Source organism: Streptomyces sp. NPDC059008, assembly GCF_042749045.1.
In the GTDB taxonomy this organism is placed as follows: domain Bacteria; phylum Actinomycetota; class Actinomycetes; order Streptomycetales; family Streptomycetaceae; genus Streptomyces.
Window position 1 is genome coordinate 18,175 of sequence record NZ_JBHYJC010000020.1, and the last position, 13,096, is coordinate 31,270.

11 protein-coding genes are annotated in these 13,096 nt (G+C 70.9%); 1 reads left to right on the top strand and 10 read right to left on the bottom strand.

The features are described 5' to 3' along the window. Positions 1–119: 119 nt before the first annotated feature. The 4 genes from ACFWZH_RS23130 to def form a co-directional block, all read right to left on the bottom strand. A complete protein-coding gene (locus ACFWZH_RS23130; RefSeq protein ID WP_384434263.1) occupies positions 120–884 on the bottom strand; it encodes an NUDIX domain-containing protein in 765 nt (254 codons plus the stop codon). A 49-nt stretch (positions 885–933) separates the two neighbouring features. Continuing rightward, positions 934–2,937, bottom strand: a complete 2,004-nt coding sequence (locus ACFWZH_RS23135; protein WP_384434504.1) for a glycogen debranching N-terminal domain-containing protein — start codon at positions 2,935–2,937, stop codon at positions 934–936. A 215-nt stretch (positions 2,938–3,152) separates the two neighbouring features. Then, positions 3,153–4,763, bottom strand: a complete 1,611-nt coding sequence (locus ACFWZH_RS23140; protein WP_384434266.1) for a DUF4192 family protein — start codon at positions 4,761–4,763, stop codon at positions 3,153–3,155. Between the two features lie 589 nt (positions 4,764–5,352). Further along, positions 5,353–6,012, bottom strand: a complete 660-nt coding sequence (gene def, locus ACFWZH_RS23145) for a peptide deformylase (protein ID WP_384434269.1) — start codon at positions 6,010–6,012, stop codon at positions 5,353–5,355. A 427-nt stretch (positions 6,013–6,439) separates the two neighbouring features. Here def and ACFWZH_RS23150 point away from each other — a divergent pair, with 427 nt between their 5' ends. Further along, positions 6,440–6,655, top strand: a complete 216-nt coding sequence (locus ACFWZH_RS23150) for a hypothetical protein (RefSeq protein ID WP_384434272.1) — start codon at positions 6,440–6,442, stop codon at positions 6,653–6,655. Between the two features lie 277 nt (positions 6,656–6,932). Here the strand turns inward: ACFWZH_RS23150 and meaB are convergent, their stop codons facing one another. From meaB to ACFWZH_RS23180, 6 genes are read right to left on the bottom strand one after another with little or no spacing between them, the layout of a single operon-like run. Continuing rightward, a complete protein-coding gene (gene meaB, locus ACFWZH_RS23155) occupies positions 6,933–7,652 on the bottom strand; it encodes a methylmalonyl Co-A mutase-associated GTPase MeaB (RefSeq protein WP_384434276.1) in 720 nt (239 codons plus the stop codon). Then, positions 7,649–8,056, bottom strand: a complete 408-nt coding sequence (locus ACFWZH_RS23160) for a cobalamin B12-binding domain-containing protein (protein WP_384434279.1) — start codon at positions 8,054–8,056, stop codon at positions 7,649–7,651. The genes meaB and ACFWZH_RS23160 overlap by 4 nt, the downstream gene beginning before the upstream one ends. A 43-nt stretch (positions 8,057–8,099) precedes the next feature. Further along, positions 8,100–9,422 (bottom strand): crotonyl-CoA carboxylase/reductase, encoded by a 1,323-nt coding sequence (gene ccrA, locus ACFWZH_RS23165; protein ID WP_384434282.1) that lies wholly within the window; start codon positions 9,420–9,422, stop codon positions 8,100–8,102. 2 nt (positions 9,423–9,424) lie between these two features. After that, entirely contained in the window at positions 9,425–11,248 is a 1,824-nt protein-coding gene (locus ACFWZH_RS23170; RefSeq protein WP_384434285.1) for a condensation domain-containing protein, read from the bottom strand. After that, positions 11,245–12,825, bottom strand: a complete 1,581-nt coding sequence (locus ACFWZH_RS23175; protein ID WP_384434288.1) for an amino acid adenylation domain-containing protein — start codon at positions 12,823–12,825, stop codon at positions 11,245–11,247. Before ACFWZH_RS23175 ends, ACFWZH_RS23170 begins: the two co-directional genes overlap by 4 nt. Continuing rightward, the gene (locus ACFWZH_RS23180; protein WP_384434291.1) at positions 12,822–13,067 is read right to left on the bottom strand and encodes an acyl carrier protein; all 246 of its coding nucleotides are present in this window, start codon (positions 13,065–13,067) and stop codon (positions 12,822–12,824) included. The genes ACFWZH_RS23175 and ACFWZH_RS23180 overlap by 4 nt, the downstream gene beginning before the upstream one ends. Positions 13,068–13,096 lie beyond the last annotated feature (29 nt).

Below are 13,096 nucleotides of genomic sequence, written 5' to 3' on the forward strand. Positions count from 1 at the left end.
TTCACCCAGCCAGGGTACTGTAATATGTCCTATTTTCTCGTAATTGGTCTTTCTTGACGCTGTGTCGTGTCCACGAGGGCGCACGCCGGTCCGGTGGCAGCGCGGTATGCGCCCCGGGCTCAGATCTCGGGGCGCAGCATGGGCGGGTTGAGCAGGGTCGCTCCGCCGGCCCGGAACAGCTGCGCGGGGCGGCCGCCCTGGCGTGTGGTGGTTCCCCCCGTGGGCACCAGGAACCCCGGCGTTCCGGTCACCTTGCGGTGGAAGTTGCGGGGGTCGAGCGCCACACCCCAGACCGCCTCGTAGACCCGGCGCAGCTCGCCCACGGTGAACTCGGGCGGGCAGAAGGCCGTGGCGAGCGAGGAGTACTCGATCTTCGAGCGGGCGCGCTCCACGCCGTCGGCGAGGATCCGGGCGTGGTCGAACGCGAGTGGCGCGGCCAGCTCGCCCTCGCGGGCGTGGGTGTCGTCCTGTTCCAGGAGGGTCTCCACCGGTGCCCAGCGCGCGCTGTGGGCGTCTCCACCGGCAGTGGGGGCGGGCAGGTCGGGGGCGAGGACCAGGTGGGCGACGCTGACGACCCGCATCCGGGGGTCGCGCTTGGGATCGCCGTAGGTGGCGAGCTGTTCGAGGTGCGCGCCGTAAGCGGGCGACGCGTCGGCCGGGGACTGGGCGTGCAGGCCGGTCTCCTCGGCGAGCTCCCGGGCTGCCGCGTCCTCGAGGTCCTCGTCGGCCCGGACGAATCCGCCGGGCAGGGCCCAGCGCCCCTGGAACGGCGGCTCACCGCGGCGCACGGCCAGTGCGCACAGGGCGTGGCGGCGCACGGTGAGCACGACCAGGTCGACGGTGACAGCGAAGGGCGGGAAGGCCGACGGGTCGTAGGGAGGCATGGCGTGATCATAGTCGTCCGCCTGACGATAAACAGGCCCACGAGCTACGTCACGTGCCCAGCTGCAGGCCTTCCGCCGCCGCCTCGACCATCCCCATGCCGAGTCTGCTGATCCGCAGGGCGAACGGCTGCTCCGCGACCCTCAGGTCGGTGAGCTCCATCGCGCCGAGCGGGGCGGTGCCCAGCGGCCGCAGGGACACCGTGCCGGCCGGGACGTCGGGGCGCAGTCCGGCGAGCGTGATCAGTATCTGCACCGCGCCGGCCGCCGCCACGGCCGCCGGACGGCAGGCCGCCGGGTGCGGGACGGGCGCACCGTCGGCGGTGCGCTGCTCCCCCGCGTACATCTCAGGAAGACGGTGTCCAAAGCTGTCGGCGGCGTCGAGGACGCCCTTGGTCAGGGCGCCGGCTGCCCGTTCGTGGCCGGCCGCGGCCAGGCCGGCGGCGGCGATCGCGGTCTCGTGGACGCGTACCGCGCCGCTGCGGTGGCCGAACGGGTTGTAGCCGCTCTCCTTGGCGCCCAGCCCGCGCAGGCCCCACCCGGAGTCCATGGCCGGGCCGCCGAGCAGTCTGGCCAGTTGGTCGGTCTGTGTCGGGTCCAGCAGACCGGGGGCGAGGGTGCCGCCGCCGAGGAGGCCGGTGTCGAGGAGGTGGGCGGTGGTGGCGGCGAGATGCGGGACGGGCCGTCCGTCGGCGGTGAGAAGAGCCGCGGGGCGGCCGCCCATGCGGTCCTCGACCCAGAAGTCCGTACGGAAGCGGGAGCGCAGGTCCGCGGCCCACTCCCGCAGGGCTGCCGCCTCGGACGAGCCGTACGCCTCGAGGAGATCGGCGCCGAGCAGGGCGGCGCGGTGGGCATGGGCCTGGGTCTCACAGCGGTACGGCCCGCCGGGAGCGGGGTCGGGCACATAGCCGCCGCGGCCGCCGCGCGGCGGGGCGGTCACGATGCGCAGCCAGCGCAGGCAGCGCTCCGCGGCGGGCATCAGCCGCTCGGTCTCCCGCTCGGGCAGGCCCCAACGACGCGCCTCGGCCAGAACGGTGGGAAACAGCAAGGTGGCCTCGATGCCCGTGCAGCTCGGCGGGGCATGCGGTCCGGCGTCCCGGAGGGCCCCGGGAATTCGGCCGAAATCCGCCCCTGGAGCGGCGTGTTGGCTACGGGCGAGCGCACGCAGGGTGCCCGCGGCAAGCCGGGTGCCGAGCGGCAGCAGCATCCGGGCGGTCCACAGCGCCTCGGCCGGTGCGAGGCCACAGCGCCAGGGGAAACCGCCTGCGACGTACACGTCCGCGGGTGCGATCGGGTCGCGCATCGCCAGGCCGTACAGATCGTCGAGGCTGCCTGCCATCAGGGCGTCGGCCCGATGGTCGTCGCATTTCAGTCGGGCGGCCGCCCAGGGCTGCGGTGGCCGGTCACCGCGTTTGTGCGGCGCGGACGTTCCGCGGCGGGGGCCGGGGATGCGGACGCCCCCGGTGCGTCGGCTGACGGGAGCGCCGGCGCCGGGTCGGCCGGGGGCGTGCTCCAGTCCGGCGTCCAGTTCGATGGTGCGGCTGCCGCCGGGCGGCAGGCTCAGCTCCCAGCGCAGCAACCCCGCCGAGGCGAGGGCGTCCTCGGGTGTGGGTGTCGCCCGCACCACCGCATGCAGCCCGGGCCCCGACCAGCGGAGCCCGGAGCCATGGACCACGGCCCGAAGTTCGGGGCCAGGGAGGCCGACGGCGACGGCTCCGAGCTCCGCGAGGTCCGTGCCGAGGCGGATCTCGACAGGCAGGCGGACCGGCCGGGCGGCGCTGCTGCGGAAGGTGATCCGCTCGGTGCCGTCGGCGTGGCGCAGCCGCTCCATGTGGATCTCCGGGTCCGGTCCGCGCTCGCCGGTCCTGCGGATCGTCCCGATGAACCGGGCGCGGTCCGCTCCGGTCAGCCTCCCCTGGACAACGAGCGGTTCGCCGCCCGCGACCCGCAGTTCGCAGTGGGACAGGACCCGTCGGCCGTCGCGGTAGAAGCCCTCCAGACCATGGCCGGTCAGCTGGCCCGAGCCGGGGGACACGGCGAGCGCGGGGAGGGCCACACAGACCAGTGAGGAGTGGACGGGTTGGGGTTGCGGGGTGCGGGGCGGCGCCGGACGCCGCTCTCCGGATGGTCGGTGGACCGGCTGGGTGGTGGGGACGATGCCTGGCACGCTCTGCGCTCCCTGGTGGGGTCGGGGATCCGTACGGCCTGCTCCAAATAGGTGAACGGTCCGGCCGGTGCCCAGGTCACGCCGGTCGCATGGCGGCGGTGCGATCATCGCCTGCTCCGGTCGTCGTCCCGGCGCGCCCTGCGCCTGCCGCGCCCGTCGGTCGTACGGGCACCGGGGCCGGTGCCGCCGCGTGGTCCCCGGGGACGGCCGGCGGGCCCGGAGCGGGCCGGGCCCGATCGCCGCGCGTGCTGCGACGTGTCTTCGGCGGCGGGCGCCGACTCGGTGGGAGGCGTCGACTCGGTGGGAGGCGTCGACTCGGCGGTGGGCGCGGCACCGTCGGCGGCGGCCAGCGCCTCCCGGTGCTGCTCGCGCAGGCAGCGGCGCAACGGCTCCGGATCGAGGCCTTCGTTGATCGCGCGGTGCAGCAACTGCGCGAAGGTGTAATCGGGGTCGATGGCCAGGGCGCGGCTGAGGGCGACCCGTGCCGAAGGGCCGTCCTCGGTGGACCAGCAGACCCATCCGGCGAGGGTGAGCGGCGCCACCGCGTGTTCCATGTAGCCACCCGCGCAGCGGCGGGCGAGGGCACGCCAGAGCCGGAGGGCCGGCGCGGCGGCGGGGCCGTCCATCCACTCGGCCGCCCGGTCGCGGGTGATCCGGTCCTGGAGGCCGAGGATGAGGTCGGCGGCCTCGGCGTCGGTGATCAGCGCGTCGTCGCAGGCGTCCCGGGCCCGGTTGCTGCCCGAGGGGGTGTCCTGGCGGAAGCGGTGGATCATGGCGGCGGCCAGGTCGAGGGTGTCCTTGCGGACGGCCACCGCACCGGCAGCCTGCAGCATGCGGGGGACGAGCGCACCGGCCGCCTTGTCCAGCGCCTTCTCCTGGTCGGTGGCGCGCGGCCCCCTGCGGGGCGCCAGCCGGGCCTCCATTTCCTTGAGTGAACCGCGCACCTGCATTCCCGCGTACGCGGCGGCCGCGGCCATCACGGAGGTGCCCGGCATGACCATGGGCGTGCCGTCCGCGGGGCAGCACCGGAAGTCGGGGCAGCAGTAGGACCAGAAGCGGCCGTTGGAGATGCAGAGTGCTTCGAGGACGGGGACGTCGAGTGCGCCGCAGGCGGTGCGCAGTCGCTGGGCGAGCGGGCGGAGGCGGTCCTTGACATCCTTGCCGCTCTCGCCTGCCGCGGGCTCCTGGCAGAGGTAGACGATGATCGCCGTGGGCCGGGCTGCACGCTCCTGACCTGCTGAGATCAGGCAGTCTGCGAGCTGGTCGGCGGTGTCGGGCCACTGGGTGGTGTCCGTCGGGATGCCGAGCCGGACCCGGCCGCCGAAGCGTCCGCGCTCGCCGTGCAGCGCCACCATCACGATGGAGTCGTCCGGGAAGAAGCCCATGAGATACGGCAGGGCGTCGGCGAGCTCGGCCGGTCCGCGCAGGGTGACCTGCGCTTCGGCATGCTCGGTCCGGGCCGAGTCGGCGGCGGCGGAGTGGGAAGGGCCTGCGGGCTGGGAGGGGTGGGAGGGGCCGGGGGAACTGGGCGAGGTGGTGCTCTGCGCGGGGATGGCCGGGGACGGTGGCTCGAAGGCGCGGGAGGCGGGTGAGGGAGGTGAGGAGTTCGCCGGGTGGCCGGAAGCGTCGGGGGAATTCGCGGCGGATGAAGCCGGGGGCGTTTCAGCGGAGTTGAGGTCGGTGCTGCGCTTGCGCGGTTCGCTGTGCGGATTCATGGCTCGAAGATCCCGCGACCGGCCGCCGCTCCGCGACCCCTGTGGATAACTCGCGGGCGACGAGGTTATCCACAGCTTCGGGCGAGGGTTCGCGCGTTGTCAGTGGCATCGGGTTGCATGGGGGCATGAGCGGCGAAGTAGATGTCTCACAACGCGGCGGCAAGAGCTGCGGTGGTCGCGGCCGCCAGTGTCAGCGTTCCCGCGAAGGCGCCCTCAGCCCGGGGAGGAGGAGACGGATACGAGGCGCCGTCCGGGCGCGCGGGTTTGTCGGCCGCGGCTGCGGCCGACAGGGCGACAGGGCGACAACGACGATCACTGCGAGGCTTGTCAGAGCAGAGTGATGACAAAGCTGACGCGGCAGATGCCACCGAGAGATGGGGGCTCTTGGCAGTCGAGTAAGCCCGCGTCGCGTTCTTTCGGTGACCGACTCAGGGCGGCGGGCCGGGAATTGCATGTCGTTCCGCTCCGAGAGAGCGGTGACGGGTGGGGAGACAGGTGGGGAGGTGGACTCGGGCGCCTGCCGGAGCGGGCAGGCAGGCGCCCGAGGATTTCTCCGCCGCTTACGCCCCCGCGTAGTGGGGGAGCAGGGTCACTTGCCCAATTCCTTAGCCACGGCGGCTCGGCGGGCGAACATCTTCTCCTTGGACTCGGCCATCTCGCGGAGCGCCGACTTCCGTTCCCGCTGGGCCAGCCGGTCCAGATAGAGGTGACCGTGAAGGTGGTCCGTCTCGTGCTGCAGGCATCGGGCGAAGTAGCCCCGGCCCTCGATCACCAGAGGGTTGCCGTCCTTGTCGCGGCCTCGTACGACGGCACGGTCGAGGCGGGGCACAACACGGTAGGGGCCGGGAACCGACAGGCATCCTTCGGTTTCCTCGATCAGCATGCGGTCCTCGGCCACGACCTCGTCCAGGACCGGGTTGGCGATGTGCCCGACGTGGCGCACGCCCCACTCATCGGTGATGTCCCACACGAACAACTGCAGGTCCACGTCGATCTGGTTGGCGGCGAGCCCCGCGCCCTCTGCCACCTGGTTCGTGGCGAACATGTCGTCGATCAGCTGCGAAAGCTCCGGCGTGCCGAACTCGGTGACCTCCCGGCACCGTCGGTGCAGGATCTCCTCCCCGACGACGGTGATGCGGCGCACGGCACCCCGTTCGACCTCGGGAGCCATCTGCGGGTAGGACTCGACGGGTTCGCCCTGCACTCGTACTCGGCGATCCTGCGAGATGTCACCGGATTGAACAGCCATGGAGTTTCAACGCCTTCCACACATGCGTGAGCCGACCGGGGACGGGCCCACCGGCCGGCTGCAGTCCAGCTTGATCGAATACTTTCCAAAGTAGCACTCTTTGCAAAGTGGGTGACGAAAACCGTCAAGCCGCATTCGTGGGGCCGCCGTTGCGACTCGCGGCGCAGCCGCCTTCGGACCATCTGACCCACAGCATCATGCTGACATCGAGGACCTGATCAATCGGCGGCTCACACTCACGACCCGTTACGAGCCCTTGTACGGCGGAGAGAACGGCACAGCGGACTAGGACCAATCCGTTGAAGTGCATCACCTGAGGGGCATCACCTCTGCTGAACTCACGTCAGCCCGACGTAGTGCAGACCGGGAACGAGGGAGATGAATGTGGTCAGGTAGGCACGACAGCTACTTCGAAGAGACTGCGCGGATGATCGCGGAGCAGTTGGAGCGAAGCCGTTCCAGGCAGCGCGCCGAAGCGGTCAAGTACAGCAGAGCGCAAGTCCGGCAGAGCCGTGAGATCTCCCGTGAAGCCGAGGTCACCGAGCTGGAGCGTCTCGCGGTTCTCGGGCAGATTCCTCAGGCCGCATACAAGGCTCGTCTGGCCGCCTTGGACGAAGCCGCCGAGGAAGGGACCGGGGAGTAGAAGCGTCGCCGCGCTGACAGCCGGGTTGCGGCCGTGCCCCATCACGGGAGTACGGAGGTACGACCTGGGCGACCCATGCGACCTGGGCGACCTGGGCGACCTGGGGGGGAGTGCTTCATTCCGTGCGTTTCCGCGTATTTTCGCGCCTCTTCCGCGCCTCTTTCCGCGCTTCTTTTCGCGCAGCCGGCATGGGCTGTCGACGCGGCGCCACGGCGATACGGCGTTGTCGTTGCCGGTCAGAAGCACTCCCCCGCTTGTGCGGTCGTCCTCGGCCCGTTCAGTCGACTTCGAGGGCCGCGATGACGTCCGCGGCCCCTTCGCGGCGGCTGGCGGTGGTGGTCACCACGGGTGTGGGTCGGGTGCCGAGTGCGACCATCGCCCGGAGTTCGCGCAGGATCGTGCCGACCCCGTCCTGGTCCGCCTTGTTCACGACGTAGAGGTCGGCGATTTCCAGTACGCCGGCCTTGGCCAGCTGAATGCCGTCGCCCGCTCCGGGGGAAAGGACGACGATGGTCCGGTCGGCGACGGATGCGATCTCGACCTCGGACTGCCCGGCCCCGACGGTCTCGATGAGGATGACGTCGAATCCCGCCTCGGAAAGGATCGAGATCATCGGCCGGGCGGTGGCCGAGAGCCCGCCGAGATGGCCTCGGCTGGAGACCGACCGGATGAACACCCCTGGATCTTCGGAGTGCTCCTGCATCCGGATCCGGTCGCCGAGCAGCGAGCCTCCGGTCACCGGTGACGACGGGTCGAAGCAGAGCACCGCCACACGGCTTCCGCGCCGCCGGAACTCGGCGATGAGGCACGACGTCAACGTCGACTTGCCGACGCCCGGCGGACCGGTCAGGCCGATCACCGTCGCGGAGCGTGAAGGCGCTTGGAGATCGGCCTCCGTGATGTCGTAGTTCTCCGCGCGGGCCATGAGACGGGCCAGCGCCCGCACATTGCCGTGCCGGGCGGATTCCAGCGATTCCCGAAGCTGCTGACTGGTCAATCCGTCACCTCGATGAGGTGCAGATTCGCCTGCGCCCATTCGATGATCTCCGGCAGCGAGTCACGTGAGGTGAACACCCTGAGCACACCCATCTCGACGAGTTCCCGGGCGTCCTCCGGCGGGATGATTCCGCCGCAGAACACCGGTACGTTCGCCGCGTCGTTCTCGACGAGCAGCTTCAGGATCCTGGGCACCAACTCCATATGCGCACCCGAGAGCAGGGACAGGCCGATGGCGTCGGCTCCCTCTTCCAGAGCGGTGCGGACTATCTGCTCGGGCGTCTGGCGCAATCCGGTGTAGATCACTTCCATACCGGCGTCGCGCAATGCCCGCGCGACCACCTTCGCCCCTCGGTCGTGGCCGTCCAATCCCGGTTTGGCGACAACCACTCGGACGCGATTCATCTGTCCCCCGGCCTTTCCTTTGTCTGAATGATGACGGGCGTCGTCATGCCGCCATCAGTGGGGTGATCCGGTCCTCGCCGATGTGCGAGCGCAGCACGGAGTCGGTCACGCCGAGGCCCCTCGACGGCGCCAGACAGAGCACGCCGACCTTGCCGAGGTGTCCGTTGCGCTGAATCATGCGTGCGGCTTCGGCGGTCTCGTGGAACGGGTAGACCTCGGACAGCATCGGCAGCACGCGCCCGCGCTGGATGAGGCGATTGGCCTGCCACTGCTCGTAGAGATTCGCTCCGTGGCTGCCGATGACCTTCTTCAGTCGCATCCACAGGTAGCGGTTGTCGAAGGTGTGCTGGTACCCGGTGCTCGACCCGCAGGTCACGATGACACCACCGCGCCTGGCCACGTATACCGAGATGCCGAAGGTGTCGCGTCCGACGTGCTCGAAGACGATGTTCGGGTCCTCGCCGATCTCGCGTCTGATGATCTTCCCCAGCCGCTTTCCGGTCGCCACGGTGGCGTCCGGGTCGGCGGAGATCTCACCGATCTCGCGCCGGTCGATCACCAGCTCGCAGCCGAGCTTGCGGGCGAGCTCGGCCTTCTTGTCCGAGCCGACGATGCCGATCGGGATGCCACCGCCGTTGCGGACGAACTGCACTGCGTAGCCGCCCAGGCCGCCGGCCGCGCCCCACACCAGCACCACATCGCCCTGGCGCATGTTGGCGCCGCGCTCGCTGATGAGCATCCGGTAGGCCGTACCGGCGCACAGCGGATTGCTGGCCGCCTCCTCCCAGCTGAGGTGAGCGGCCTTGGGCAGCAGTTGGCTGGCCCGGACGATCGCGTAGTGGGCGAGTCCACCGAAATTGGTCTCGAATCCCCACGCTCGCTGTTCGGCGCCCATCATGCCGTCGTCGTGCGTGTGTGCCTCCTGGTCGTCGACGTGGGCCGTCGCGATGGCCACATGGTCGCCGATCTTCCAGTTCCGGACGCCGTTGCCGACGCGTACGATCACTCCGGCGGCGTCCGAGCCGAGGACGTGGTACGGCTGGTCGTGCCGTGCGGCCCAACCGCCCTGCTTTCCGTAGTGGCGCAGGAAGTTGAAGGTGGGCATCGGCTCGAAGGTGGCCGACCAGATCGTGTTGTAGTTCATCGCCGCGGCCATGACGGCGACCAGGACCTCATCCGGAGCGAGCTCCGGCATGGGGACGTCCCCGATGTGGAGCGATTTCCGGACGTCCTTGTCGTCGACGCCGGCGAACATGCCGACGTCTTCGACCCGCAGGTAAGCCGCGGCGTACTCACTCGGAACCGGAATGCGTTCGAGTACGTCGGGAGAGGCTCCCGCTACCACCGCTGCCGAAAGCTCGTCCATGGTCATCCTTCCTTGCTGTCCATCTCGGAATCGCGGATCTGAATGCGTCCCGGCAGATCACTTCCGTGCAGCCACTTCCGCAGATACGCGCGGAACTCGCGCACGGTCGGGGCGTTCGGGCCACGTCCGGTCACGACCAGCACCGCGGTCTGGGTCCGGGCCTTCTCGAGCCGCACCTCCGCTTCCCGGACCCATGGGTGGGTCCGGGCGATGCGCGTGACGGCCGAGGTGTCGATCAGGCTGCGGGTGCAGATCCATCGGCCGTGCTCCGGCCCGAGCAGCCGCACGCCGCCGTCCGCGGCGACGTATCCGCAGTCGCCGGTGGGCTCCTCGCGGCCGTCGGGAAGACGGACCCGGAGCGCACCCGCGATCGACCGCGGCAGCGGCTGCCCCGACGGGCCGTGCGCCGTGAACGCCACGCCCTGCGCGGGGACCAGGCGCGGCGGGTTCGGGGGGTCCTCGTCCCGCAGCGTTCCGGCGCGGACACCGCCGCGGGTGTAGGGGGTCCCGTCGGTGGCGGTGTCCGGCCGGTCCGCGACCGCCGTGGTGACCGAGGACGTCGTACGGTTCGCCGCGAGGTCCGAGACGGCCGTGCGGAAGTCGGTCAGGAGCTGCTCCGCTTCCTGCGCTCCCATGAGGTCCTGGCGGTAGTCCAGACGCACCCGGCAGTCCGGCCAGTTCGCCCGGATCTGCAGTGTCCTGGCCAGCGTCGCCGACGTGTTCGGGGTGAAGAAGTCCCAGTCGGTGCGCAGGCCGGGGATCTCCAGGTCCAATCCGGCCGGCGGCCGGGGGAAGGAGAGACCGAGTTCGGTGCCGAGCCGGGCCAGCGGTCTGCCGGGCACACCGGCGACCAGGTCGACGAACGGCACCCGGCGGAAGCGCGCCAGGTGGGAGAGCGCTTGGCGGGCCGCGGCCACCGACTGCTCGATCGACGCCTGCCGGGTGGTCTCGACGGCCACGGGGACCACGTTGATCTGGAGGCCCGCGACATGGCCGGTGTGTTCGTCACTCACGTCGGAGGCCAGCGCCAGGAGGGCGGTGTTGTTGCCGTACACCGCCAGCTGACGGATCGACGCCGCCAGGAGCATGGTGAAGGTGCTCACCTTCAGCGTCCGGGCCGTCTCCCGCAGGGTGGCGACCGCGGAGGGGTCCAGTTCGATGGTGGGCGAGGACGTGATCGTCCGGTCTCCCAGCCGGCCGCCCTCGGGCAGGGCCATCGGCGTGGCCGTCTCGACGGTCCGGCGCCAGAAGGCCCTCGCCTCCTCGGCCACGTCGCCGGGGGCGACCGGGGTCGTGGGCGCGGCCAGTGGCGACGGCTGCACCGGGCGGCCCGCCCGGAGGTCCCCGAGGTATGCCGAGAAGTCCCGCGCCACGAGGAACTTGCTGCGCCCGTCGAAGCCGGCGTGGTGGGCCGCGAACACGACCGAGCAGCGGTCGTCGCCGTGCGTCAGGAGGTGGAACCGGATCGGCGCCTCGGTGGACAGGTCCCAGTGGCGGCGCTGGAGGTGCTGGGCCGTCCAGGCACGGACGGCTGCCTTCTCGGTGCCTTGCTCGCAGGTGAGTTCGGCGCGTGGGAAGGAGCAGGCGTCCCGCGCCGACAGCACGCACTGGCGCAGCTGCCCGTCGACCAGCCGGAGCACCGACCGCAGCGGCTCGTGCCGGTGCAGCACCGCCCGTGCCGCCGCCTTGAGGTCGTCTTCGTCGACGGCGCCGTGGAAGGTCGCGACGAAGTATCCGCCGCCGCTGATCGACGGATCGATCTCCGCTTCCGCCCACAGCGCGTACTGGCCGGCGTCCGCGGGCCGGTCGTGCAGGATGGCCGTCATGCGCGACCGACCGGGCCGCGTCGACGTGGCCTCAGATCATCGGAGATGGCCTGGACGACGGCCTCTCGATCGATCTTGCCGCTGGGCGTTCTGGGGAGTTCGGGCAGTTCGGTCACCGAGAGCGGTACCGACACCTCCGGCAGCACCGTGCGCAGGCGGTCGAGGACGTCGGCCTCGACGGACGCGTTGCCGCCGTCGCGGAGGACGACCGCGGCGCGGAGGCTGGTGTGACCGGACCTGCTCGGCACCATGGCCGTCGCGGCGGCGGCGATCTCGGGGGCCGAGAGCAGTTGCGCATCGACCTCCAGGAGGTCCACCCGGATTCCGCGGATCTTGATCTGGTCGTCCATGCGCGACAGGAAGCGCACACCGTCCGCGGTGAGTTCGACCAGGTCACCGGTGCGGAACGCCCGGGTGTGCCCGGCCGGGGAGGGAGCGATGTCGATGTAGCGCTGGGCGGTCAGTTCCGGTCGCCCCAGGTACCCCTCGGACAACGGGTGTCCGGCGACGAGGAGTTCGCCGATACGGGGGGTGTCCGGATCCTCCGGAGCGACGAGCAGCTCGCATCCGGGCAGGGGGACGCCGATCGGGGGCAGATGGGGCCAGGTCGCCGGGTCGGCGTCCAGTACGTGCGACGTCACCATGGCGGATTCGCTCTGCCCGTAGTGGTTGACCAGTCGGCAGGCGGGCATGGCGGCGAACATCGACCGGATGTCCTCCGAGCAGACCATCTGCTCACCGGCGGTGTTCACCTCGACCAGGTGCAGCTTGTCGAGCAGTTCCGCCCGCGCTGTGACGGCCAGCATCTGCAGGGCGACGAACGGGACGAACAGCCGCTCGACCCGGTGGTCGGCCAGCCAGCGCAGCAGGCGAGCCGGCTCGCGGCGCAGCTCCTCCGGCATGATCACCAGCGTGCCGCCGCCGCAGAGCGTGCCGAGGATCTCCTGGAACGAGACGTCGAAGTTCAGCGGGGCGAACTGGGCGGTGCGCAGGTCCGGTCGCGGCGAGTGCGACGCCTGCCAGTCGACCATCGCGTCGACACAGCGGTGGGTCAGTGCCACGCCCTTGGGCCATCCGGTCGAACCGGAGGTGTAGATGACGTAGACCGGCAGCTCGGGGTCGCAGGGGACCGCGCGGAGGTCCGGCGCCGCGGTCGTGGCGGGCGCCGCACCGATCCGCAGCATCGGGCCGTCGTACCGTACGCCGGTGTGCTCGGTGGCGATGACGGCACGCGGCGCGCAGTCGTCGATCATGAACTGGAGGCGCTCGACGGGGTATTCGGGATCCAGCGGCACGTACGTGGCGCCGCGGAGCATCACCCCGAGCAGCGCGGCGACCGCGCCCGCGCCGCGCGGCAGGGACACCGCGACCCGGTCTGCGGTGGCCACGCCGGCCGTCTCCAGGTCGGCCGACACGCACTGCGCCCAGGCCGCCAGCTCACCGTAGGTGTACTGGCGTTCGGTGTCGACGACCGCCGTGCGCTCGGGGTCGTCCTCGACGTGCCGCGCGAAGTCCGCGAGGAAGCACTCCGGCTTCGTCGGGCCGCCCCACAGCGAAAGGAATTCCTGTGCGGTCATGCACCGGCCCCCCGCTGTGGCACCGCGGTCAGCTCCTCGTTGAGGGCGTCCACGAACTCCTCGATGGTGGGGTTGTTGAATATCAGGCGCAGTTCCGCCTCGATGCCGTACTCCCGCTCGATCAGGGCGAGGATCTTCGCCGCCACCAGGGAGTCGCCGCCGAGGTCGAAGAAGTTGTCCTCGGGCGTGAGGCCGTCCACACCCAGTGCGCGCTCCCAGAACGCGGAAATGGTGGAGGTCATCTGCTGGTTCATATCTACTCGCTGCCTCT